Source organism: Streptomyces sp. YKOK-I1, assembly GCF_054660435.1.
In genome coordinates this window covers 6,914,907-6,937,533 of the sequence record NZ_BAAGDR010000001.1, presented here as the reverse complement: position 1 = coordinate 6,937,533, position 22,627 = coordinate 6,914,907, and the positions used below count along the sequence as shown (strand labels likewise).

The 22,627-nt window shown below is 69.8% G+C and carries 21 protein-coding genes, 1 tRNA gene and 1 pseudogene; 3 read left to right on the top strand and 20 right to left on the bottom strand.

Annotated features, from left to right (window positions below; genetic code table 11):
* Nucleotides 1-3: 3 nt before the first annotated feature.
* The 14 genes from ACYQ8Q_RS31060 to ACYQ8Q_RS30995 form a co-directional block, all read right to left on the bottom strand.
* Nucleotides 4-684, bottom strand: a complete 681-nt coding sequence (locus ACYQ8Q_RS31060; RefSeq protein WP_460069543.1) for an arsenate reductase/protein-tyrosine-phosphatase family protein — start codon at nucleotides 682-684, stop codon at nucleotides 4-6.
* On the bottom strand, nucleotides 681-1,328 hold the full coding sequence (locus ACYQ8Q_RS31055; RefSeq protein ID WP_055632548.1) for an L-threonylcarbamoyladenylate synthase: 648 nt from the start codon (nucleotides 1,326-1,328) through the stop codon (nucleotides 681-683). Before ACYQ8Q_RS31055 ends, ACYQ8Q_RS31060 begins: the two co-directional genes overlap by 4 nt.
* 67 nt (nucleotides 1,329-1,395) lie before the next feature.
* Nucleotides 1,396-2,241, bottom strand: a complete 846-nt coding sequence (prmC, locus tag ACYQ8Q_RS31050; protein WP_460069541.1) for a peptide chain release factor N(5)-glutamine methyltransferase — start codon at nucleotides 2,239-2,241, stop codon at nucleotides 1,396-1,398.
* A 36-nt stretch (nucleotides 2,242-2,277) separates the two neighbouring features.
* Nucleotides 2,278-3,354: a peptide chain release factor 1 gene (gene prfA / locus ACYQ8Q_RS31045; protein WP_460069539.1), complete on the bottom strand. Its 1,077-nt coding sequence runs from the start codon at nucleotides 3,352-3,354 to the stop codon at nucleotides 2,278-2,280.
* A 108-nt stretch (nucleotides 3,355-3,462) separates the two neighbouring features.
* Nucleotides 3,463-3,687 carry a 50S ribosomal protein L31 gene (rpmE, locus tag ACYQ8Q_RS31040; RefSeq protein ID WP_067247864.1) on the bottom strand — a complete coding sequence of 75 codons (225 nt, stop codon included), beginning with the start codon at nucleotides 3,685-3,687 and terminating at the stop codon, nucleotides 3,463-3,465.
* Between the two features lie 245 nt (nucleotides 3,688-3,932).
* Complete coding sequence (locus ACYQ8Q_RS31035) at nucleotides 3,933-5,063, bottom strand: LCP family protein (protein WP_460069537.1); 1,131 nt, start codon at nucleotides 5,061-5,063, stop codon at nucleotides 3,933-3,935.
* Nucleotides 5,064-5,231: 168 nt separating this feature from the next.
* Nucleotides 5,232-7,052: a trypsin-like serine protease gene (locus ACYQ8Q_RS31030; protein ID WP_460069536.1), complete on the bottom strand. Its 1,821-nt coding sequence runs from the start codon at nucleotides 7,050-7,052 to the stop codon at nucleotides 5,232-5,234.
* A gap of 159 nt (nucleotides 7,053-7,211) precedes the next feature.
* The gene (gene rho, locus ACYQ8Q_RS31025; protein WP_460069534.1) at nucleotides 7,212-9,233 is read right to left on the bottom strand and encodes a transcription termination factor Rho; all 2,022 of its coding nucleotides are present in this window, start codon (nucleotides 9,231-9,233) and stop codon (nucleotides 7,212-7,214) included.
* A gap of 424 nt (nucleotides 9,234-9,657) precedes the next feature.
* Nucleotides 9,658-10,602 carry a homoserine kinase gene (thrB, locus tag ACYQ8Q_RS31020; protein WP_460069532.1) on the bottom strand — a complete coding sequence of 315 codons (945 nt, stop codon included), beginning with the start codon at nucleotides 10,600-10,602 and terminating at the stop codon, nucleotides 9,658-9,660.
* 304 nt (nucleotides 10,603-10,906) lie between these two features.
* Nucleotides 10,907-11,965 (bottom strand): threonine synthase, encoded by a 1,059-nt coding sequence (thrC, locus tag ACYQ8Q_RS31015; protein ID WP_460069530.1) that lies wholly within the window; start codon nucleotides 11,963-11,965, stop codon nucleotides 10,907-10,909.
* A gap of 6 nt (nucleotides 11,966-11,971) precedes the next feature.
* Complete coding sequence (locus ACYQ8Q_RS31010) at nucleotides 11,972-13,264, bottom strand: homoserine dehydrogenase (RefSeq protein WP_460069528.1); 1,293 nt, start codon at nucleotides 13,262-13,264, stop codon at nucleotides 11,972-11,974.
* Nucleotides 13,265-13,552: 288 nt separating this feature from the next.
* The gene (lysA, locus tag ACYQ8Q_RS31005) at nucleotides 13,553-14,944 is read right to left on the bottom strand and encodes a diaminopimelate decarboxylase (protein ID WP_460069526.1); all 1,392 of its coding nucleotides are present in this window, start codon (nucleotides 14,942-14,944) and stop codon (nucleotides 13,553-13,555) included.
* A gap of 15 nt (nucleotides 14,945-14,959) precedes the next feature.
* Nucleotides 14,960-16,171: an ArgS-related anticodon-binding protein NrtL gene (gene nrtL / locus ACYQ8Q_RS31000; RefSeq protein WP_460069524.1), complete on the bottom strand. Its 1,212-nt coding sequence runs from the start codon at nucleotides 16,169-16,171 to the stop codon at nucleotides 14,960-14,962.
* A 110-nt stretch (nucleotides 16,172-16,281) separates the two neighbouring features.
* A complete protein-coding gene (locus ACYQ8Q_RS30995; protein WP_460073563.1) occupies nucleotides 16,282-16,737 on the bottom strand; it encodes a response regulator in 456 nt (151 codons plus the stop codon).
* Between the two features lie 187 nt (nucleotides 16,738-16,924).
* On the opposite strand from ACYQ8Q_RS30995, the gene ACYQ8Q_RS30990 reads away from it, so the two are divergent.
* Nucleotides 16,925-16,996 (top strand) — tRNA-Arg (locus ACYQ8Q_RS30990).
* Between the two features lie 175 nt (nucleotides 16,997-17,171).
* Here the strand turns inward: ACYQ8Q_RS30990 and ACYQ8Q_RS30985 are convergent.
* Nucleotides 17,172-17,492: a hypothetical protein gene (locus ACYQ8Q_RS30985; RefSeq protein WP_460069522.1), complete on the bottom strand. Its 321-nt coding sequence runs from the start codon at nucleotides 17,490-17,492 to the stop codon at nucleotides 17,172-17,174.
* A 350-nt stretch (nucleotides 17,493-17,842) separates the two neighbouring features.
* On the opposite strand from ACYQ8Q_RS30985, the gene ACYQ8Q_RS30980 reads away from it, so the two are divergent.
* Nucleotides 17,843-18,448, top strand: a complete 606-nt coding sequence (locus tag ACYQ8Q_RS30980; RefSeq protein WP_460069521.1) for a hypothetical protein — start codon at nucleotides 17,843-17,845, stop codon at nucleotides 18,446-18,448.
* 11 nt (nucleotides 18,449-18,459) lie between these two features.
* On the opposite strand, the gene ACYQ8Q_RS30975 is transcribed toward ACYQ8Q_RS30980, so the two are convergent.
* The 5 genes from ACYQ8Q_RS30975 to ACYQ8Q_RS30955 all read right to left on the bottom strand — a co-directional run bounded on the left by ACYQ8Q_RS30975 (nucleotide 18,460) and on the right by ACYQ8Q_RS30955 (nucleotide 21,523).
* Nucleotides 18,460-19,920 (bottom strand): tyrosine-type recombinase/integrase, encoded by a 1,461-nt coding sequence (locus ACYQ8Q_RS30975; RefSeq protein ID WP_460069519.1) that lies wholly within the window; start codon nucleotides 19,918-19,920, stop codon nucleotides 18,460-18,462.
* On the bottom strand, nucleotides 19,917-20,111 hold the full coding sequence (locus ACYQ8Q_RS30970; protein WP_460069517.1) for a helix-turn-helix transcriptional regulator: 195 nt from the start codon (nucleotides 20,109-20,111) through the stop codon (nucleotides 19,917-19,919). Before ACYQ8Q_RS30970 ends, ACYQ8Q_RS30975 begins: the two co-directional genes overlap by 4 nt.
* Nucleotides 20,108-20,500 (bottom strand): HNH endonuclease, encoded by a 393-nt coding sequence (locus ACYQ8Q_RS30965; protein WP_460069514.1) that lies wholly within the window; start codon nucleotides 20,498-20,500, stop codon nucleotides 20,108-20,110. The genes ACYQ8Q_RS30970 and ACYQ8Q_RS30965 overlap by 4 nt, the downstream gene beginning before the upstream one ends.
* Before the next feature lie 2 nt (nucleotides 20,501-20,502).
* Nucleotides 20,503-21,201 (bottom strand): hypothetical protein, encoded by a 699-nt coding sequence (locus ACYQ8Q_RS30960; RefSeq protein ID WP_460069512.1) that lies wholly within the window; start codon nucleotides 21,199-21,201, stop codon nucleotides 20,503-20,505.
* Nucleotides 21,202-21,340: 139 nt separating this feature from the next.
* Complete coding sequence (locus ACYQ8Q_RS30955; protein WP_460069510.1) at nucleotides 21,341-21,523, bottom strand: hypothetical protein; 183 nt, start codon at nucleotides 21,521-21,523, stop codon at nucleotides 21,341-21,343.
* A gap of 210 nt (nucleotides 21,524-21,733) precedes the next feature.
* On the opposite strand from ACYQ8Q_RS30955, the pseudogene ACYQ8Q_RS30950 reads away from it, so the two are divergent.
* Nucleotides 21,734-22,612: pseudogene (locus ACYQ8Q_RS30950) on the top strand (IS5 family transposase); the annotation flags it as partial.
* Nucleotides 22,613-22,627 lie beyond the last annotated feature (15 nt).

Here is a 22,627-nt window from a genome sequence, read left to right as displayed (position 1 = left end):
GTCTCAGGTTCGCGCCGGGACGCCCGTCAGCGCCGTCACCACCGGGTCCAGGGCCTGGTGTATCTCGTCGCCGATCGAGCGGAAGAACGGCAGCGGCGCGCCGTAGGGGTCGTAGACCTCGTCCGCCTCCAGGGTGGGGGCCAGCAGCCAGCCGCGCAGGGCGGCGGCGGCGCGGACCAGGGCGCGGGCCCGGCGGACCACGCCCTCCTCCAGCGGGGGGAGGGTGGCCGGGTCGATCGCGTTCACGAGGCGGGTGAACTCCTTCAGGGTGAAGGTGCGCAGGCCCGCGGAATGCCCCATGGAGATGACCTGGGCGCGGTGGTCCCGGGTCGCGGTCAGGACGAGGTCGGCCATGATGACGTGCTCGTCGAGCAGCTCCCGGCCGGTGAAGCCGGAGGGGTCCGCGCCGAAGTCGGCCAGCACGGTCTCCGCGTTGGCCTCCATCGGCGCGCCCTCGTGGCCCCAGGTGCCCGCGCTCTCCACGATCATCCCGCCGCCCAGCACCCCGAGCCGCTGCGACAGGAAATGCCGGGTCAGCCGCTCGGTGATGGGCGAGCGGCAGACATTGCCGGTGCTGACGTGGAGGATGCGGAAGGTGTCGCGCGGAAGTCCGACGAAGGTCGTCGTGATCTCCGCGGCGCGTTCCCCGTTGCCTATGCCACGCCCCGCGTCAGGGGCTGTCAATTCGCCACCTCGAGGTCGGGTACGACCTTCCTCAGCTCGTCGGCCGTGATCGCCCCCTCGCGCAGCAGCAGCGGGATCTCGCGGCTGACGTCGACGATCGAGGACGGGACGTTCCCGGGGGTCGGGCCGCCGTCGAGGTAGACGGAGACGGAGTCGCCGAGCATCTCCTGGGCGTAGTCGCAGTTCTCCGGCGCCGGGTGGCCGGTGAGGTTGGCGGAGGAGACCGCCATGGGGCCGACCTCGGTCAGCAGCTCGATGGCGACCGGGTGCAGCGGCATGCGCACGGCGACCGTGCCCCGGGTGTCGCCCAGGTCCCACTGCAGGGACGGCTGGTGCTTGGCGACGAGCGTCAGCGCGCCCGGCCAGAACGCGTCGACCAGCTCCCAGGCCAGCTCGGAGAAGTCCGTGACCAGGCCGTGCAGGGTGTTCGGGGAGCCGATGAGGACGGGGGTGGGCATGTTGCGGCCCCGCCCCTTGGCCTCGAGCAGATCGCCCACGGCCTCCTTGGAGAACGCGTCGGCGCCGATGCCGTACACCGTGTCGGTCGGAAGGACCACGAGCTCGCCCCGGCGGACGGCGGACGCGGCCTCGCGCAGACCGGTCACACGGTCGGTCGCGTCGTTGGTGTCGTATCGCCGAGCCATGTCTAGCGGGCCTCCTCGTGCACGTACTGCTGGACAGAAGTCAGGTGGGTGTTCACGTGGGCGGTGTTCACGGCATCGCCCGGCGGGCGGTCGCGAAGCGGGGGCGGTTGTTGAGGTCCGGGTGGTCGGCCGCGTCGGCCCAGCCCAGCTCCTCGGTGAAGATCCACGGCACCTGGCCGCCCTGGGTGTCGGCGTGCTCGATGACGACGACACCGCCCGGGCGCAGGAGCCGGTGCGCGGTCCGTTCCAGACCGCGGATGAGATCGAGGCCGTCCTCGCCGGAGAACAGCGCCATGTCCGGGTCGTAGTCCCGGGCCTCCGGAGCGACGTACTCCCATTCGGTCAGCGGGATGTACGGCGGGTTGGAGACGACCAGGTCGACCTGCCCGTCGAGGTCGCGGAAGGCGTCCAGGGCGTTGCCCTGGCGCAGGTCGACGCGGGACCCCTCCATGTTCTTGCGGGTCCACACCAGGGCGTCCTCGGACAGCTCCACGGCGTACACGCTGGAGCGCGGCACCTCCTGGGCGAGGGCGAGGGCGATGGCGCCGGAGCCGGTGCACAGGTCGACGATGCACGGCTCCACGACGTCCATGGCCCGTACGGCGTCTATGGCCCACCCGACGACCGACTCGGTCTCGGGACGCGGCACGAAGACACCGGGGCCGACCTGGAGCTCCAGATAGCGGAAGTAGGCCCGCCCGGTGATGTGCTGGAGCGGCTCGCGCTGCTCGCGCCGGGCGATGACCTCCCAGTAGCGGGCGTCGAAGTCGGAGTCCTTCACGGAGTGCAGTCCGCCGCGCTTCACACCGTGCACGAACGCGGCGAGCTCCTCCGCGTCGTTGCGCGGCGAGGGCACGCCGGCGTCGGCCAGCCGCTGGGTGGCCTGGGCCACCTCCGAGAGCAGCAGGTTCACGCAAGTCCTCCGTGGTGGTACTCGTACGTGCCGTTGTTACGCGGCGGCGAGCTTGGCGGCCGAGTCCGCGTCGACGCAGGCCTGGATCACCGCGTCGAGGTCGCCGTCCAGGACCTGGTCCAGGTTGTACGACTTGAAGCCGACGCGGTGGTCCGAGATGCGGTTCTCCGGGAAGTTGTACGTGCGGATCTTCTCGGAGCGGTCGACGGTGCGGACCTGGCTGCGGCGGGCGTCGGCGGCCTCCCGCTCCGCCTCCTCCTGCGCCGCGGCGAGGAGCCTGGAGCGCAGGATACGCATCGCCTGCTCCTTGTTCTGCAACTGGCTCTTCTCGTTCTGGCAGGAGGCGACGACTCCGGTGGGAATGTGCGTGATGCGCACCGCGGAGTCGGTGGTGTTGACGGACTGCCCGCCCGGTCCGGAGGAGCGGTAGACGTCGATGCGGAGGTCGTTCGGGTTGATCTCGACGTCGACCTCCTCGGCCTCGGGGGTCACGAGGACACCGGCCGCGGAGGTGTGGATCCGGCCCTGCGACTCGGTCGCCGGCACGCGCTGCACCCGGTGCACGCCGCCTTCGTACTTCAGCCGCGCCCAGACGCCCTGCCCGGGCTCCGTCGCCCCCTGGCCGCCCTTGGTCTTCACGGCGACTTGGACGTCCTTGTAGCCGCCCAGCTCGGACTCGGTGGCGTCGATGATCTCGGTCTTCCAGCCGACGCGCTCGGCGTAGCGCAGATACATGCGCAGCAGGTCGCCCGCGAACAGCGCCGACTCGTCACCCCCCGCCCCGGCCTTGATCTCCAGGATGACGTCCTTGTCGTCGGACGGGTCCCGGGGCACGAGCAACAGCCGGAGCTTCTCGGTGAGTTCCTCGCGCTGCTTGTCGAGTTCCTTGACCTCGGCGGCGAAGTCCGGGTCGGCGGCCGCGAACTCGCGCGCGGTCTCCATGTCGTCGCCGGTCTGCTTCCAGGAGCGGTACGTGGCGACGATCGGCGTGAGCTCGGCGTAGCGCTTGTTCAGCTTGCGCGCGTTGGCCTGGTCGGCGAAGACCGACGGGTCGGCGAGCTTCTTCTCCAGGTCGGCGTGCTCACCGACCAGCTCCTCGACTGCCTCGAACATGATGGGCTCCTGAAGTGCTGTGGCGTGGATGAAGGCGAACGACCAAAAACGCCGGTCCCGGCGCACCCCGGGCGGGGGCACGGCCGTGGACCGGCGAAATGGAGCTCGCTACTTCTTGGAGCCGGCGGCAGCCTTGCCGAAGCGGGCCTCGAAGCGGGCCACACGGCCACCGGTGTCGAGGATCTTCTGCTTGCCCGTGTAGAACGGGTGGCACTCGGAGCAGACGTCGGCGCGGATGGCACCGCTGCCGATCGTGCTGCGGGTGGTGAACGACGCGCCACAGGTGCAGCTGACCTGCGTCTCGACGTACTCGGGGTGGATCTCGCGCTTCAAGGTGTCTCCTAGTTTCGGGAGGGCGCCGGGTCGCTGCCGCGGGATACGGAAACGTGAACCGGAGCCGACGTACCAGTCTGCCAGGACTGGCGCCATCCCCCAAAACCGGGGGGTGCGCGGATCTATTCCGTGCGGGTGCGTCGTGGCTTGTCGCGCAGTTCCCGGCGCCCCTGAGGTAGGCCGACTGGAGCTTCTTGAGGGGCGCGGGGAACTGCGCGAACGGCCACGACGCACCCGCACCCGGCCTACGGCGTCACCACCCCCGCCGCCTCCCCCGTCGCGTTCCCCTCGGTCGCCGCCGCCGGGATCGGCCGGTCGTTCTTCAGGGCCGTCCAGACCTGCCGGGCCTTGTTCTCCAGGACGACGACCCGGTTGAGGTTGGCCGGGTCGTAGCGCACCGGCATCGTCACCATGTGCATCTTCGACGCGCTGATGCCCTTGAGGCCGTTGACGAAGGACATCAGCGAGTTGACCGTGCCGAGGTCGGAGTCGGTGGTGACGGCCTTCGTCGCGGTGTCCGCGAGGTCGTACAGCTTCTTCGGGCTGGTGAACAGGCCGATGTGCTTGACCTGGGTGACGAGCGCCTTGATGAACGCCTGCTGGAGCTGGATGCGCCCGAGGTCGGAGCCGTCGCCGACGCCGTGCCGGGTGCGCACCAGACCGAGGGCCTGCTTGCCGTTGAGCGTGTGGGTGCCGGCCTTGAGCTTGAGATGGCTCTCGGAGTCGTCGATCGCCTTGGTGGTGGTGACCTCGACCCCGCCCAGCTCGTCGACCAGCTTCTCGAAGCCGGAGAAGTCGACCTCGAGGTAGTGGTCCATCCGCAGGCCGCTGATCGACTCGACGGTCTTCACGGCACACGCGGCGCCGCCCGTGGTGTACGCCGAGTTGAACATCACGCCGTTCGCCGCGTCGTGCCGGACACCCCGGGTGTCGGTGCAGGCCGGCCGGTCGATGAGGGTGTCGCGCGGGATGGAGACCACACTGGCCCGCTTGTGGCCCTCGTACACATGGATGATCATCGCGGTGTCGGAGCGGGCGCTGCCGTCGTCGGTGCCGCCGCCGAGCCTGCGGTTGGAGCCGGAGCGGGTGTCCGAGCCGAGGACCAGGATGTTCTCCGAGCCGTTGTCGGCCTTCGTGGGCCGGTCGGTGCCGAGGGCCTGGTCGATGTCGACGCTCTTGATGTTGCCGTTCAGCTTGAAGTACAGGTAGCCCGCGCCGGTGCCGCCCAGGGCGACGATGCCGGCGGCCGTCCACGCCGTGATCAGCAGCCCCTTGCGCCGGCTCCGCCGTCTGCGGTGCCTCGGGCCGCTGTCGTTCTCACCCGTCGGGCCGGTCTCACCCGGTATGCCGGGCTCCGGCGTGTGCTCGGCGGACATCTGCTCCTCTGTTCTCGTGCAACCTCACCATCGTCGCCCCGCCTGGTCAGACGGGGAAACTCGGGAGAGGGTTGCACAACGCTCTGTGCCCGATCGATGGCCGAACGGACACAGAGCGTGTGGAGCGGAGCGGGGTACGCCCCCGCTCACCTGCGCTTTCGGCCGAACTCAGCCGAACAGGTCGTACTGCTTGAAACTGGTACCGAGTGACACCCTTGTGGCAAAGATCTCGCTCGTGGCCTTTCCGGTGCCCTTGTAGAGATAGAGCGTGCCGCCCGGCGTACGGGCCAGGAAGTCGGCCTTGCCGTCGCCGTTGACGTCGCCGACCGCGTCGAAGGCGTTGTACGTCGTGTTGCTCCAGGTGCGGACCTTGACGCGGGCCGAGAAGGCGCCCGTGCCGGCCTTTCCGGTGCCCTTGTAGAGGTAGAGCGCGCCGGTGCTCTTGTTGCGGGCGAGCAGGTCGGCCCTGCCGTCGTTGCTGAGGTCGCCGTGGCCGCGCACGACGTTGTACTGGTTCCAGCCGGTGGAGACCTTCACCCGGGTGGCGAACTTGCCGTCGCCCTTGCCCGGGTAGATCCACAGCACGCCCGCGGAGTCCACGGACAGCAGGTCGGGCAGGGCGTCGCCGGTGACGTCACCGGGGGCGACGACCGCGAGGCGGCTCTTCCAGTTGTCGCCGATCAGGTTGCTGGTCCAGGTGCAGGTGGTTCCGTTGGCGGGGAACACGCAGTGCCGCCAGTACAGGTCGCCGTCGGAGGCGCGGCGCTGCACGAAGTCCGTGTAGCCGTCACGGTCGAGGTCGGTCTGCAGGACCAGGTTCCAGGCGCTGTACGAGCCCCAGGACAGGCGGGAGGCCAGCGAGGTGCCCTTGGAGTCGATCTCGTAGCCGGTCTTCGTGGACGAGTTGCGCACGAAGAGGTCGGCCTTGTGGTCGCCGCTGAGGTTGGTGTCGTCGACGCGCGGAGCGGCGGCGGCGACGTACGTGGTGAGCTTGGTGAAGACGCTGTACGCGCCCGCCGCCACGCAGTCCTTCACACCCCAGGACACGACGCCCACGACCTTGCCTCCGACGACCAGCGGGCCGCCGGAGTCGCCGTTGCAGGCGGAGGTGGTGCCGTCGTCCGAGCCGGTGGCGGGCTCGCCCGCGCACACCATGTGGCCGGCGATGAAGTCGCTGCCGTACTCGCCCGAGCAGGTGGCGTTGGACTGGATCGGCAGCGTGGCCGTCTTCAGGGTGTCGGAGATGTCCTGGCTGGTCGAACTGGTCCGGCCCCAGCCGAAGACCTGCGCCTCGGTTCCCGCCGTGTACGACGCGGTGTCGCCGGCCGTCGTCATCGGGATCGGCGTCGCCTCGACCGGGTCCGGCAGGGTCAGGACGGCGAGGTCGTTGTCGATGGTGTAGTCGTCGTACGACGGGTTGTTCCACTGCCGCCAGACCCCGCTGGCGGTGCCGCCGTGCAGGTCGACGCCACCACTGGACGTCTCGGACAGCAGCTGCGCGGTGCCCGTGATGACGACGCCGTGCGCCTTCCAGTTGTAACCGGCGACACAGTGCGCGGCGGTGAGGATCTTCGTCGGGGCGATGACCGCGCCCCCGCAGAAGAAGCCGATGTCGTCGCTGGTGGTGGAGGTGCCGCGGTCGTCGCCGTACCAGAGCTGCGCCATGTACGGCGCGGTGGTGATGGTCGTCGTCGAACCACCGATGATCTTCGGGTCGACGGAGGTGGAGCTGCTGCCCGTGCTTGCGCCGAGGGAGGACTTGGACGTCTCCCCCGCGGTGTCGTCACCGGCGAGCGCGGTCGACAGGCGTGCCTCGATCTCGGACGCGGACGGCGTGCTGCGCACGGGCGTCGGCGCCGCGGTGGCCGCCCCCGCCGACGTGGTCACGAACACACCGGCGACGGCGGCGGCCAGACCGGCCGCGGCGACGGGCAGCGCGATCCGTATCCGGCGTCTGTGCCGTCGGCTCCCGGACGTGGGTGTACCCACTCGAGTCCCCCCTAGGGATCAGAAGTCTGAGCTTCGGTCCCGGCTCGAACGGCCGACCGAAGGGCGCGATCGTAACAACGCCCACCGACATGCCGAAGGGCCGCCCCCGGTTACGGGAGCGGCCCTTCATGGGGTGCCTGTACGGCGTGAAGTGCGACCTCAGTCGTTGTTGCCCGGCGACGGGGTCGTCTTCTGGATCTGCATCAGGAACTCGGCGTTCGACTTGGTCTGCTTCATCTTGTCGAGGAGCAGCTCGATCGCCTGCTGCTGGTCGAGCGCGTGCAGCACCCGGCGCAGCTTCCACACGATGCCCAGCTCCTCGGCGCCGAGCAGGATCTCCTCCTTGCGGGTGCCGGACGCGTCGACGTCCACCGCCGGGAAGATGCGCTTGTCGGCGAGCTTCCGGTCGAGCTTGAGCTCCATGTTGCCGGTGCCCTTGAACTCCTCGAAGATCACCTCGTCCATGCGGGACCCGGTGTCCACCAGCGCGGTGGCGAGGATGGTCAGCGAACCGCCGTCCTCGATGTTGCGGGCCGCACCGAAGAAGCGCTTCGGCGGGTACAGGGCGGTCGAGTCGACACCACCGGACAGGATGCGGCCGGAGGCCGGGGCGGCGAGGTTGTACGCACGGCCCAGACGCGTGATCGAGTCGAGCAGCACGACCACGTCGTGGCCCAGCTCCACCAGACGCTTGGCGCGCTCGATGGCGAGCTCGGCGACCGTGGTGTGGTCCTCGGCCGGGCGGTCGAAGGTCGAGGAGATGACCTCGCCCTTGACCGACCGCTGCATGTCGGTGACCTCTTCCGGACGCTCGTCGACCAGGACGACCATCAGGTGGCACTCGGGGTTGTTGTGCGTGATCGCGTTGGCGATCGCCTGCATGATCATGGTCTTGCCGGTCTTCGGCGGGGCCACGATCAGACCGCGCTGGCCCTTGCCGATCGGCGACACGAGGTCGATGATCCGGGTGGTCAGCACGCCCGGGTCCGTCTCCAGACGGAGGCGGTCCTGCGGGTAGAGCGGGGTCAGCTTGTTGAACTCCGGGCGGCCACGGCCGTGTTCGGGCGCCATGCCGTTGACGGAGTCCAGGCGGACCAGCGCGTTGAACTTCTCGCGCCGCTCGCCTTCCTTGGGCTGGCGGACCGCGCCGGTGATGTGGTCGCCCTTGCGCAGGCCGTTCTTGCGGACCTGGGCGAGGGAGACGTACACGTCGTTCGGGCCCGGCAGGTAGCCGGAGGTCCGGATGAACGCGTAGTTGTCGAGGATGTCGAGGATGCCCGCGACGGGGATCAGGACGTCGTCGTCGGCGAGCTGCGGCTCGGCGGTGCCGATCTCGTCGCGCCCACGGCGGCCACGGCGGTCGCGGTAGCGGCCGCGGCGGCCACGGCGGCCGTCGCCGAAGTCGTCGTCGTCCTGCGGACCGGTGTTGCGGTCCTGACGGCTCTGCTGCTGGGTCTGCTGGCCGCGCTGCTGCTGGCCGCCCTGCTGGTCGTCGCCCTTGCCACGGCGGTCGCCGCGGTCTCCGCGCTCGCCACGGTCACGGCCGCGGTCCCCGCGGTCGCCCCGCTCACGGCGGCCCTGGCGGCGGCCGTCGGCCTCGCCGGCCTCGGCGGTGCGGGCCTCGGCCTGCGGCTGCGCGGGCGTCTCGGCCTTGGGCTCGGCCTTGGCCTCGGCGACGACGGTCTCGGCGCCGGAGGCCGTCGGGCTGCCCGCGTCGGCGGTGGCACGGCGACGGCGGCGCTCGACGGGAGCGTCGTTGCTGGCCGGCTGGCCGGGGATCTCGATCTGCTGCTGGGCCACGGCCTTCTCGGCGGGGGCCTCGGCCTGGGGGGCGGCGTCCGCCTTCTTCTCGGCGGCGTCCTCGCCCGTGCGGGCCTTGGCGGCGGCGCGGCGCTTGGGCTTGGCCTCGGCGGCCGGGGCGTCGGCCTTCGCCGGGGCGGAGCCTCCGGCGGCCTGCGCCTCCTTGATGACCTCGATCAGCTGGCTCTTGCGCATCCGCGCGGTGCCCCTGATGCCGAGGCCGGATGCGACCTGCTGGAGCTCGGCCAGCACCATGCCCTCGAGGCCGGTACCGCGGCGCCGCCGGGAGCCGGCACCGGTGGCAGGCGCGGAGGCGTCCGTGGCGGGCGCGGCAGCGGTCTCCTCGACACGTGCGCCCATCAGATCGGTGGTGTCGCTCACGAAGGGTCCTTCCCTGGAGCGGACGTCGGCCTGTCTGGCTCGGCGACCGGTTGTGCTGTCCGGCTTCGGTCCTTGCTCTGGCGAAGCCGGGGCGGTGGTCCGCCACAACGGCGGAAGAGAGATTTGCTGGTGATGGCGCTGCCCCGACGAACCGTGACACCCAGTGTCACGTGGCGTGGTAGCACCGATTCCGGAGCTCCCCCAGAGGGGGGACCCCCACCTGCGGACCGCTCAGCGCCGGTGTACGGCGTACTGCCCAGATACGACGTACGAAGCGCAGTGCGGCTTGGGGAGCTCCCGGAAGAATGTCTGTCCCGGACGGGGACACGAAGCACCTCGCCATGGTGGGGTCGGGTGCAGACTTGAGGTTAACACTACCGGATCCAACAAACATTCCCCCTCTCGAAATCCGGCAACCGTGCACTTAAATGTCGCCGGAGTGCGTTTCACCTGCGGGAGCGAGCGGCAGCACACTCGCTCCCTGAAGATCCAGTGCCAGCCGGTTCGCGGCCCAGTCCGCGCCCGCCAGGGCCTCGACCTTGTCGGCCGTTCCCGCGTCGGCCAGCGCCATCACGGTGGGGCCGGCGCCGGAGATCACCGCGGGGATCCCGTCGGCGCGCAGCCGCTCCACCAGGGCGGCGCTCTCCGGCATCGCCGGGGCGCGGTACTCCTGGTGCAGACGGTCCTCGGTGGCCGGCAGCAGCAGCTCGGGGCGCCGGGTGAGGGCCTCGACGAGCAGGGCGGCGCGGCCCGCGTTGGCGGCGGCGTCGACATGCGGCACGGTGCGCGGGAGCAGGCCGCGCGCCGTTTCGGTCAGTACCGGCTTTCCGGGCACGAAAACCACCGGAACGATGGAATCGGCGGGCTCCATCCTGATCGCCCGCGCGGCGCCCGCCTCCATCCAGGAGAGGGTGAATCCGCCGAGCAGACAGGCGGCGACATTGTCGGGGTGGCCCTCGATCTCGGTGGCGAGTTCGAGCAGACCGGCGTCGTCGAGCCGGGACTCGCCGCCTATCGTCACCGCGCGCGCGGCGACGATGCCGGCGCAGATCGCGGCGGAGGAGGAGCCGAGGCCCCGTCCGTGCGGGATGCGGTTCGCGCAGACGATCTCCAGGCCGCGCGGCTGGCCGCCCAGGACGTCGAAGGCGGTGCGCAGGGAGCGGACGAGGAGGTGCTTCTCGTCACGCGGCAGGGTCTCGCTGCCCTCGCCCGCGATGTCGATGTGCAGCCCGGAGTCGGCCACCCGGACGACGACGTCGTCGTAGAGCCCCAGGCCGAGGCCGAAGGCGTCGAAGCCCGGGCCGAGGTTGGCGCTGGTGGCGGGGACGCGCACCCGTACGGGGGCGGCGCGGAAGGCGGGACCGGCCATCTCTCGATGACTCTCCTTGAGCTGCGTGACTGTCTTGAGCTGCGTGACTGTCGAATGACGTTCGATAGATACGTGACGAGCCCGGGGCCGCGAGGGCGACACGACGCTGCGGCATATGCAGCGGGCGGGTTCGGTACAGCCTATCGAAGGAAGGTTCTGCGGCGACATAGGGCGCACAGGAGGCGCACGATGCGTGTCGCAAGCCCCCTGTGCATCCCTTACGGGGTTAACCCCGCGTCGACGTGGCGCGCGGGGCCGTATCGCACGGCGACGTGTCGCGCGATACGGCCGGTGCGGCGCCGTCCTACGCGAGACCCAGGCGGGCCGCTGCCGCCGCCGCGTCGACGGGGACGACCACCGGACGCGGGGCGCCCTCGGTGGCCCAGCCCGGGTCCTTGAGGCCGTTGCCGGTGACCGTGCAGACGATCCGCTGCCCCGGGTCGACGTCGCCGCGCTCGGCGGCCTTCAGCAGACCCGCCACGGACGCGGCGGACGCGGGCTCCACGAAAACACCCTCCTGCGCGGCCAACAGCCGGTAGGCGCGCAGGATCTCACGGTCCGTCACCTCGTCGATGATGCCGCCCGACTCGTCCCGCGCGGCCAGCGCGTACTGCCAGGACGCGGGGTTGCCGATCCGGATCGCGGTGGCGAGGGTGGACGGGTCCTTGACGACCTCGCCGCGCACGATGGGCGCCGAGCCGGAGGCCTGGAAGCCCCACATCCGGGGCGTCTTCGAGGCGATGCCGTCGCCGGCGTACTCCTTGTATCCCTTCCAGTACGCGGTGATATTGCCCGCGTTGCCGACCGGCAGGACATGGATGTCAGGGGCGTCGCCGAGCATGTCCACGATCTCGAAGGCGGCGGTCTTCTGCCCCTCGATGCGCACCGGGTTGACCGAATTCACCAGCGCGACAGGGTAGTTGTCGCTCAGCTGACGGGCGAGCGTGAGGCAGTCGTCGAAGTTGCCGTCGACCTGGAGGATCTGCGCGCCGTGGACGAGGGCCTGGCCCATCTTGCCGAGCGCGATCTTGCCCTGCGGCACGAGCACGGCGGAGACCATGCCCGCGCGGACCGCGTAGGCGGCGGCCGAGGCAGAGGTGTTGCCCGTGGAGGCACAGATGACCGCCTTGGCGCCCTCCTCCTTGGCCTTGCTGATGGCCATGGTCATCCCGCGGTCCTTGAAGGACCCCGTCGGGTTGGCGCCCTCCACCTTGAGGTGGACCTCGCAGCCCGTGCGCTCGGAGAGCACCTGCGCGGGTACGAGGGGCGTACCGCCCTCACGGAGCGTCACCACGGGAGTGCTGGCGGACACCGGCAGCCGATCCCGGTATTCCTCGATGATTCCGCGCCACTGGTGGGTCATTGCTGGTTACTCTCCTTCAACCCGCATGATGCTGGCGACACCCCGCACGGTGTCGAGCTTGCGCAGCGCCTCGACGGTCCCGCTGAGGGAGGCGTCGGACGCGCGGTGGGTGACGACGACGAGGGAGGCCTCGCCGTCCTTGCCCTGCTGCCGGACGGTGTCGATCGACACGCCGTGCTCGGCGAAGACGGTGGCGACCTGGGCGAGTACACCCGGCTTGTCGGCCACGTCCAGGCTGATGTGGTACCGGGTGACGACGTCACCCATCGGCGACACGGGCAGGGCGGCGTACGCCGACTCGCCGGGCCCCGTTGCCCCGCTGAGCCGGTTGCGGCAGACGGCGACCAGGTCGCCGAGCACGGCGGAGGCGGTGGGGGCACCGCCGGCGCCGGGGCCGTAGAACATCAGCTGACCGGCCGCGTCGGACTCCACGAAGACGGCGTTGTACGCGCCGCGCACGGAGGCGAGCGGATGGCTCAGCGGAATCATGGCGGGATGCACCCGCGCGGTCACGGACCCCCCGTCGGCGGCCCGCTCACAGATGGCGAGCAGCTTGATGGTGCAGCCCATGTTCTTGGCGGAGGCGAAGTCGGCCGCGGTGACCTCGGTCATCCCCTCGCGGTAGACGTCGTCGAGCCGCACGCGCGTGTGGAAGGCGATCCCGGCGAGGATGGCGGCCTTGGCGGCGGCGTCGAAGGCCTCCACGTCGGCGGTCGGGTCGGCCTCCGCGTACCCGAGGGCGGTGGCCTCGTCGAGGGCTTCCTGGTACCCCGCCCCCGTGCTGTCCATCTTGTCGAGGATGAAGTTGGTCGTCCCGTTGACGATGCCCATCACCCGGTTGATCTTGTCGCCGGCGAGGGACTCCCGCAGCGGCCTGATCAGCGGAATGGCCCCGGCGACGGCGGCCTCGTAATAGAGATCCTTGCCGTGCTCGTCGGCGGCGGCGTGCAACGCGGCCCCGTCCTGGGCCAGCAGCGCCTTGTTGGCGCTGACCACGGACGCACCGTGCTCGAAGGCGGCGGTGATGAGCGTCCGCGCCGGCTCGATCCCCCCGATGACCTCCACCACGACATCAATGTCCCCGCGTTTGACGAGGGCGGTGGCATCGGTGGTGACGAGGGCCGGGTCGATGCCGTCGCGCACCTTCGACGGCCGCCGCACGGCCACCCCGGCGAGCTCCACCGGGGCACCGATCCTCTGGGCGAGGTCGTCGGCGTGCGTCGTCATGATGCGCGCCACCTCTGAGCCGACCACTCCACAGCCCAGCAGCGCCACCTTCAGCGGACGCGTACGCATCATCCGACCTCGTTTCCTCATACCGTCTACGGTTGGACCAGTCTCACCCACCGGACCGCAGTTTCTATCCCCGGTCCGGATCGTGAGACATCTATTTCATTTTCACAAGGGCGGCAGACAGAAGATTCTCCCGCCCCTCTGTTTTCGTTTCTGCTCGGCTTTTCCCTTACCAGAATCCAGGCTCACCCGACATCGGGTTCACCGGTCATCAAGCCATCAGACTTCCAGCCATCCGGCATCGAGCCGTCAGACATCGAGTCATCCGGTTCATCCGCCATCGAGTCATACGGTTCATCCGACGTCGAGCCGCAGAAGGTCGTCCTCCGTCTCGCGCCGGACGATGACCCGCGACTCCCCGTCGGCCACGGCGACGACCGGCGGCCGCAGCACATGGTTGTAGTTGCTGGCCATGGACCGGCAGTAGGCGCCCGTGGCCGGTACGGCGATCAGGTCACCCGGTGCCAGGTCCGACGGCAGGAACGCGTCCTTGACCACGATGTCCCCGCTCTCGCAGTGCTTGCCGACGACCCGCGCGAGCATCGGCTCGGCGTCCGAGGTGCGCGAGACGAGAGCGACGCTGTACTCGGCGTCGTACAGCGCGGTCCGGATGTTGTCGGACATCCCCCCGTCGACGGAGACGTAGGTGCGCAGCCCGTCGAGCGGCTTGATGGTGCCGACCTCGTAGAGCGTGAAGGCGGTCGGCCCGACGATGGCCCGCCCGGGCTCCACCGAGATCCGTGGCGTGCGCAGCTTGGCCGCCTCGCACTCCCGCGTGACGATCTCGGTCAGCGCCTTGGCGATCTCGTGCGGCTCACGAGGGTCGTCGTCACTCGTGTACGCGATCCCGAGCCCACCGCCCAGATCGATCTCGGGCAGCTCGACGCCGTGCTCGTCCCGGACGTCCTTGAGCAGCCCGACGACCCGGTGCGCGGCGACCTCGAACCCGGACATGTCGAAGATCTGCGAGCCGATGTGACTGTGGATGCCAATGAGCTCGATCCCGTCGAGCTTCAGCGCCCGCCGCACCGCCTCGGCGGCCACGCCCCCCGCAAGGGGAATCCCGAACTTCTGGTCCTCATGAGCGGTGGCGATGAACTCATGGGTGTGCGCCTCCACCCCCACGGTGATCCGGATCTGCACCCGCTGCCGCTTGCCGAGCGACTGAGCGATGTGAGCGACCCGCACGATCTCCTGGAAGGAGTCGAGCACGATCCGTCCGACCCCGGCGCCGACGGCCCGGTGGATCTCCTCGCTCGACTTGTTGTTGCCGTGGAAGGCGATCCGCTCGGCCGGCATCCCCGCGGACAGCGCGGTGGCCAGCTCGCCCCCCGAACACACGTCGAGGTTGAGCCCCTCCTCATGCAGCCACCGCACGACGGCCCGCGAGAGGAAGGCCTTGCCGGCGTAGAACACGTCGGCATCGTTCCCGAACGCACTGCGCCAGGCCCGGGCCCGGGCCCGGAAGTCGGTCTCGTCGAGGATGTAGGCGGGGGTCCCGTACTCCTCGGCAAGCGTCTTGACGTCAATGCCCCCAACGGTGACGACCCCGTCCTCATCCCGCCCGACGGTCTGCGCCCAGACCTTCGGGTCGAGGACATTGAGGTCACTGGGCGGCGCGGAGTAGTGCCCCTCGGGAAGGACATCGGCGTGACGGGGCCCGGCGGGGTGGGCGGAACGGCTCATGTTCTGACTGGCTCTCTAGAGATGGTCGGGTGCGTCGATGCCGAGCAGGGACAGGCCGCCGGCCAGCACCGTCCCGGCGGCTTCGGCGAGCGCGAGCCGGGCACGGTGGGCGGCCGAGGGTTTCTCCTCACCGAGCGGCAGCACGACGGGGAGCAGAAGCAGCGTGGCGTCCGCGAGCGCGACGAGATGCCGCGCCAGCCGGGAGGGCGCGGCGATCCCCTCCGTACGGGGCAGGGCGGCGACGGTGGCGAGGACGCGGGGATAGTCGGCGAGGAGGGAGAGAAGGGACACCGACGCCTGTGCGCCCTCGCCGCCCTCTCCGACCTCTGCTGCGAATCCGAGATCGGTGGCGTTTCGGCCGAGGGCCCGGGTGCGGGCGTGGGCGTAACGGACGCGGAAGAGCGGGTTGCTCTCGCGCTGGACCAGATGATCGGCGGTGATGCGCGGCCGGTCGTGGGGGGCGGGGTGGAGCAGCGCCCAGCAGGCGGCGTCGAGACCGAGGGGGGTGGGGTCCTCGGGAGCGGGGTGGGGGCGGAGCTCGAAGGGGGTGGGGTGGCTCTTGCTGTCCGACTCGGGGCGGAGAGCGGAAAGGCGCCCGTCCCGCACGGCGAGGTGAGAGGGCTGCGAGGCGAGGCGAGGGGGCTGCGGGGCGAGGTGAGGGGCGGGAACGCACTCGTCCGGCGAAGCAACATGACGCGTGGCGACGCGACCGTCCCGCGACGAGACACGCCGCGTGGCGACGCGACCGCCCTGCGAGGCAAGGTGATGGATGGCGAGGCGACCGCTCTGGGAGGCGACGATGCGCGCCAGGGCGTCGGCCAGAACCTCGGCCCGGACCTCGAACGGCACGCGCACCTCGTACACCTGCCCGGCGAGGCCGTCGCCGTGCCCGTACCGCATCCCTTCCGTCCGGATCCGCCGGACGAGCGCGGTGCCGGCGGCCTGCTGATCGAGGCTGATGTTGAGGAATCCGGGCCCGGTGATCTCGACGCGGGTGACGCCTTCGGCGCGGGCGAGATGGGTCCGCAGCACCTCGGCGACCCGCAGGGCGGGCTGCCCTGCGGGGCGGGCCAGCTGCAGGGCGATGTTCGTGGCGTAGTCCCCGGCCCCTCCGGGCCCCGGCGGAGCGACGACGGCCCGCGCCGGGACGGCCACGCTCAGCTCTCCGGCGTCGACAGCACGACGCACCGCGTGCAGCACGGTGCGGGAGAGCTCGACGGGTGTCACGGGACAAGCGTAGGGGAGGAGGGGGGTGGGTAGGCGAGCCGGTTTGGGGAGGTCCCGCGATGTGGACGCCGGAGTCGATGCCCCCGGCCCCTCGCCCCCTGACTCCCTCCCTACTCCGAACCGGCGGGCCCTCCGCTTCCGTGCCCGGCCCCGAGGGAGGTCCCGAGCCCGAACCCCATACCCACCCCACGGCCAGAGCTGCCCTCCGGCCGCTCCCCCTCCAGCAACTGCCTTACGAGGGTGACGAGTTGGTGAGGTTCGAAGGGCTTGGCGAGGAACGCGTCGACGCCGACCTCGAGGCCGGTCTCGACCTCGAACGGGGTACACGCGCTGATGATCGCGAGGGGGAGATCACGCGTCCGCGAATCGGAACGCAGCCGAGCGGCGGTCCGAAGGCCGTCCAGACGGGGCATGACGACATCGAGCGTGACGACGTCGGGCCGCACCTGATGAACGACTTCCAGACACTCGGCACCATCGGAGGCGGTCACGACCTCGAGACCCTCAAGCTCGAGATTGACCCTGATCAGCTGCCGGATGACCTTGTTGTCGTCCACAACAAGCACCCGACCCGACGCGCCTGGCACAACTCGAGAGTAGGTCGACACCGGCCACCGCGTCCGGGTTTTCCCCACTTCCACCCCCTGCGGGCGACCCGCGCCCCTCCCCGCCCACGTAAACCCGTTCATGAACACCCCGAGGGAGCTGGTAGTGTTCCACCTGTCGCCGCGAGCAACAGCCCGCACCCGACACGCCCCCGTAGCTCAGGGGATAGAGCAACGGCCTCCGGAGCCGTGTGCGCAGGTTCGAATCCTGCCGGGGGCACTCGCCTAGGAACAGCAGAGATCAAGCGCTGACCAGGGCGGATGCCGAGAGAAGAGGGCGGGAGTCAGTCTCACTGACTCCCGCCCTCTCTCGTTGTCTCTCACTGTTTGCGCACTATCTGCGATACACGCGACCAGGCCCATCCTGAGTGGGGGTGTCGGTGAAAACTGTGTCATCAGCCGCAAACTTCCTGCCCGGAACAGCCCCCTCTGCCGGAGGCATTCGGCACGATGGTGTCGTGGACCCCGCAATCATCGCCGCGCTCATAGCCGTTCCCACGAGTGTCGTTGCTGCCACGGCCGCCTATGCAGCCGGCCGAGCCCAGGCCCGTGGAGCCCACCGAGGCCCTGTGGACGCCGTACGGCGCGAGTCTCAGCGTGATGCCTACCTCGCATTCACCACCGCTGCGCGTCTCGACCGGGGAAATAGAAATCTGGTCGATCTGCAGGCGCTGCGAGACGCCTGCGACGTCGTGGAGGTAGAAGGCCCAACGCACATCACAATCCTTGCCCGACACGTCGTGGCACGCGCCGAAAGTTATGACTCAATCGCTCGTTCCTATCCGCCCTGGCTTTTCCCCACCACTCGCACCGCCACCCTTGCCTACCGCCTCATCGCGCGCCAGGTCTACTTCCATGCACGCCGGACCAACAGAGATGCTCTGGACGCAGCCGTAGAGGAGTTCAAAACCGCCGCACGCGACCATCTCAACGACAGCGGTAGATAGAGACAGGACTCAGATGCGCGCTCCTCGACGAGACAGCCACGGCCGAACCACCTGCCGCCTGCGAAAGCGCTCTGAGGTACCGGTCGCCCAGAAGCGCGCCGTGTCGCGATGATGTCCCGATGGATGAAGGTAAGACGGCACTGATCGTAGGCGGAGTGGGGCTGCTCGGGGTCTTCGTGTCGACTGGTGGCGCCTGGCTGGCGAGCCGGTACGGGGCCCATAAGGCAGTCGAGGCTGCAAAGGTTCAACTAGACGCAGCCAAGATCATGGTGGCTGAGCAGCGCTCAGCCGATTGGGCGCACTGGACGCGAGATCGACAGAGCCAGACGCTCATGGACACGGTCGATCAGGTCACCGCGATCGACAGCACCCTGAGAACCGCACGCGTGAAACTGACCCTTGGCGAGCCGCCGTCGGACACCGTACACGAACAGTTCATGACCGCACACGCTGCGCTATCGCGGAACGTGTTCCGGCTAGGGATCTGGGGACCAGACCAGGCCCGAGTCAACGGCCAGAACATCGCTGCTCTGGCGCAGAACATCTACAACGCGTGGGCGCAGTGGGAGCATGCGGTTAACTCGGGCACCCCGGCTGATGAATTCATCGAAGCCTTTCAAGCGGCACGTCAGGAGCTTAACGCGCAATGGGGACAGCTCATCGTCGTCGCGAAGCAGTCTCTCAGAGCACCAGAAGAGGGCGACTCGCAGGGAGCCGCCCTCTGAAGCGAGCGTACCTAAGTCGCGTCGCCTTCCTCCTCCAGTACCTTTGCGATCTTCGCGTTGGCGGCTTCCTCGTGACCGTCGATGCAGCCGTGATATCGGCGGTGGATCACTTCTGGGGAGTTGCCGACACGTCGCGCAACCTCCGCGATCGGGACCCCCGCGTTCAGCCACCGCGTGATGCACGCGTGCCGCAGGTCGTACGGGCGTCCGGCCAACGGTGAGGCGACACGCTCAGGCGGTAGCGCGTACTCCCGTGCTTCCTCCCACACTCGCCAGTAGGTAGAAGAGCCGACCACTCCCCCGCGCTCGTTGCCGAACACGCGCCCTTCCTTGGCCGTGCCGAACGTGTCCAGGTGCGCCCGCAGGATCGCCACCAGGATTGGCGGGATGGGCACGGGTCGGTCGCTCTTGGCCTCTCGCGCCTTCAGTCCCCGCCGGTCGTGACGCTCGCCGGAATCGGTCCACTGCTTCCCTGAGACGGGGCGCGTCTCCCGGAGTGTCAGCGTGCCCCATCCCGCGTCCGGGAGATCACAGTCAGACAGCCTCAACCCGACCGCCTCAGCCGGACGCAAGCCCGCGTAATACAGGACCGCGTAGAAGGCCGTCAGGCGCCTCCCACGGCACCGCTGCCACGATCCGACGTAGGAGACTCCCGCGAGCAACTGACGTGCCTGTAGGGCGTTCACGAGGACGCGCCGGTCCACCACGTCGTTGGAACCGATGTGCTTCCGGCGGGCGCGCTGAAGCGGGTTCTCCGGGAGCTCCCCCGCGACCACCGCGTGTTCGAGGGCGGTGTTCAGGGCCCGGCGGCGACGCCTGTACGTGTCGCCCGCCGCGGGGGTGCCATCGAGCTTGTACGCGATGCGGTACAGCACGTCTTCGAACACTTCGGCGTCGGTCACATCGAGGATCGGACGGTCCGCTGTCGTGAGCCAGTCATACGCGGCCTTCAGTTCGGCCGGCGGGTCCTCTGCCGCGTTCGCGGGCACGATCCCCCACCGGAACGCCAGGCGCAGTTGCTCATCCGGGGGAATGCCGTCCCCGCGCTTGACCATGGCGAGGCTCACGGCCGCTAGACCGTCCGCCATGCCCTCACGGGTCTTGGCCGCGCTCGTACGCCACCGCCCGGCCACGTACTTCCGGCAGAACTCGAACCACCTCAGCGTCTCCTGAGCCGCCGCCGCTTCGGCCGCTTCCGCCGCCGCGCGCACCTCGGACTCAGGCTGTCCGCTGGAGATCTCGAACGCCTCACCCCTGCGCATTGCCTGCCGCAGTTCCGAACGTCGACTCTCGGCAAGTGCCGACGTGGCGAACGTCGCGCTGCTCACTTTCCCGCCTACGACCCAACGGAGTTGGTACGGACGGGCCTTCCGGTCGACCTTCGTCACCTTCCACAGCCGGATGTCGAGGGAGTACCCCGGCCGCGCCTCCCCGTGCGGGCGGCGGGCCGGAGTGTCGCCAGTCGTGCTCACGCAGCGTCCTCCCGCTCCGTAAGCCAACGTTCGTACTCGGACCGTCGGATCCGCACGTCACCGTTCGGGAGCTTGATCGAGCGGGGCCCCTTTCCGAGCTGGCGCCACCGGTAGAAGGTCGAGGGAGCGACCTTCAGATCGGCAATGACTTCCTTGACGGTCATCTTGTCGTCCACCATGCGGGCGCTCATGCCGCCGTCCTCTCCGGGGTCGGGTGGTTCGGGATCGATTCGGGCAGGTGGGGGGTAGACCGATGGGCGTACGCGAGTCGAGCCAGCAGCGGCAGCACGGCCGGGCGGATGACGGGGCGAGTCGGGTCGACCGACCGCAGCAACAGCAAGGCGATCGAGAGGGGGAACCGGTCGCCCTTGCGGTGGTTGCAGTCCCAGCACGCGAGCATGAGCGCGCTGTAAGTGCCCGTCGGATACAGGCTGTTGGGCACGATGTGATCGAGGGTCGCGTCCCGCAGGTCGGCGAACCCGGTGCGGCAGTAACAGCAGCGTGGGCCGTACCGGCGGGCGAGCTGCCGCTTACGCAGGCGCCGGGACTCGGTCTTGATGCGGCGGGTGGTCGCGGTCACGGCTACCACCCCGCCCGTAGCGTGCGCGTCCACGTGCCGTCCGGTCCGGCCGGCGGGGTCGCGCCGACCGCGTACGTCCCGCCGTCCAGCCGCACCACGAGGGGTGAGGGCTGGCGGGTGTCGGAGCGCATCAGGTCGAAGCAGAACCGGCGCCGGTGGTAGTCCGGCAGGGCCTGCCGGTAAAGCCAGCCCCCGCCCGTGGCGCCCGGCCGTGACGGGGCCGTGACGCCGGGCGTCACGCAGGTCAGGGCCGGTGATGCGAACTCCCGGACCATGGCCTCTCCGAGTCGCATCAGCGTCTCGGTGGGGACCAGGGCGGCACCCTGGCGGATCGCGCGGGAGACCAGCAGCGGGGCCCGCCGCACGGTGACCGCGTCGACCTGGTGGTGGCGGTAGGCGTCCGACAGGTACAGGGCAACAGCCGCTTCCCCGGCCGTCATGGGGCGGGAGCGGGCCCCGTCGTACCAGAACGACAGGGCCAGCCGGTAGGCGAACTGGCGGCAGACGCCCACCTCGGGGAACTCCTCTGCGTCCAAGTCGGTGAAGATGCCGACGACTTCGGCGATTCCGGCCGGACCGAGCGTGCGCACGGCGCCGTTGAGGGCGTCGTACAGGGTGTCGGTGTGGGTGTCCGTATCGGGTGCCGGAAGGGCGAGTTCGTCCGCACCCGTCTCGAACAGTGCGGCGGCGACTTCGCCCACGCTCAGCCCAATCCCCGGATGGGGATGGCGGGGAAGTCTTCAGGGGCCCGGCGGCGCTCCCGCCCTGCCAGAGGCAGGGCGGGAGCGGCCGGGGCCGCCATGCGGGCGTACAGCGCGTTGAGCGGTCCCAGGGTGGTCATCAGCGGGCCGCCCGGCGGGCGCGGTGGAACGCGTCGATCTGGGCCCGGCGGTGGACCGGGCACATGATCTCGCACGACGCGTCCGGGTCGTCACCCCACACGGCGATCCCGCCCGTCCCACGGCACGGGCACTCGCCGTCCAGCTCCACCACACCGTTGCGGGCGAGTGCCTCAGCGCTCATGCCGTCGACAGAGATGGTCAGCGCCGCTCCCTGGCCCGCGCGGACCAGGCGGTAGGCCCGGGGGAACCGCTCTGCTCTCCTTCGTTCGCAGCAGGGGCGTGAAGGTCCTAGACCAACCCGACGGTCAGATCCCAAACTCTCTGCTGCAGGTCAGTGGGGTGATTGACCCTAGAACACCTGGGCTTCGCAAACTGAGACCGTGTTTGAGATCTGCCGTGCCCAGGTGGGTGCGTGGTCGTTGAGCCTCATGTGAGCGGTGCTGGGGGAGAGTATCCGTCGGACTTGGCGGACGGGCAGTGGGCGTTGGTGGAGCCGTTGCTTCCGCCGGCGAGGGTGGGGCCGAAGGGCGGGCGGCGGGAGAAGCATCCGCGTCGGCGGATTGTGGACGCGATCTTCTCCGTCGTGCGGACGGGCTGCGCTTGGCGGCAGCTGCCGAAGGACTTCGCGCCGTGGCCGACGGTGTACTGGAATTTCACGTGATGGCACGACGACGGCACGGTCGAGCGGATCCATGACGCCCCTCGGGGTCAGGTCCGTGGAGCCGGCGGACGGGGCGCCGAGCCGAGCGCGGGCCTGATCGATTCGCAGTCCGTCCGTACTGCCGATACCGTTCCGGCCGCCACCAGGGGGGTTCGACGCGGGCAGGAAGGTCAAGGGTCGTCAGCGGTTCATCGTCACCGACACTCTCGGCCTGCCGCTGGCCGTGCACGTGGTCGCGGCGAGCGTGCGGGACCGCGACCGGCCCGCCGACCGCTGCTGTGGACGCGTCTCGATCACCCGGGTGTCAAGAAGATCTGGGCGGACCAGGGCTTCGCCGGGCGCCTGGTCGACTGGACCACCGCCGTGCTCGGCCGCGAGCTGGAGATCGTCCGTAAAGACCCTGATCAGCAGGGGTTCCAGATACAGCCGAAGCGGTGGGCGGTCGAGCGCACGCTCTCGTGGATCACCGCCCACCGTCGCCTCGCCCGCGATGACGAGACCAGTCCGGCCCGCTCCGAGACGATGATCCGCTGGGCGATGATCGGCATCATGGTTCACCGCCTGACTCGCGGCCGCCCCGCGACACGGCCAGGACCGCGCCCACTCCTGCGGCAGCAGCCTTCG

Coding starts and splice junctions, on each gene's coding strand:
- thrC (WP_460069530.1), bottom strand. CDS start 11,965: ATGACCCACCAGTGGCGCGGAATCATCGAGGAATACCGGGATCGGCTG.
- ACYQ8Q_RS30970 (WP_460069517.1), bottom strand. CDS start 20,111: ATGAGCGCCCGCATGGTGGACGACAAGATGACCGTCAAGGAAGTCATT.
- ACYQ8Q_RS30955 (WP_460069510.1), bottom strand. CDS start 21,523: ATGAGCGCTGAGGCACTCGCCCGCAACGGTGTGGTGGAGCTGGACGGC.
- ACYQ8Q_RS31010 (WP_460069528.1), bottom strand. CDS start 13,264: ATGATGCGTACGCGTCCGCTGAAGGTGGCGCTGCTGGGCTGTGGAGTG.
- lysA (WP_460069526.1), bottom strand. CDS start 14,944: ATGAGCCGTTCCGCCCACCCCGCCGGGCCCCGTCACGCCGATGTCCTT.
- ACYQ8Q_RS31035 (WP_460069537.1), bottom strand. CDS start 5,063: ATGTCCGCCGAGCACACGCCGGAGCCCGGCATACCGGGTGAGACCGGC.
- thrB (WP_460069532.1), bottom strand. CDS start 10,602: ATGGCCGGTCCCGCCTTCCGCGCCGCCCCCGTACGGGTGCGCGTCCCC.
- ACYQ8Q_RS30980 (WP_460069521.1), top strand. CDS start 17,843: ATGGATGAAGGTAAGACGGCACTGATCGTAGGCGGAGTGGGGCTGCTC.
- prfA (WP_460069539.1), bottom strand. CDS start 3,354: ATGTTCGAGGCAGTCGAGGAGCTGGTCGGTGAGCACGCCGACCTGGAG.
- ACYQ8Q_RS31055 (WP_055632548.1), bottom strand. CDS start 1,328: ATGGCTCGGCGATACGACACCAACGACGCGACCGACCGTGTGACCGGT.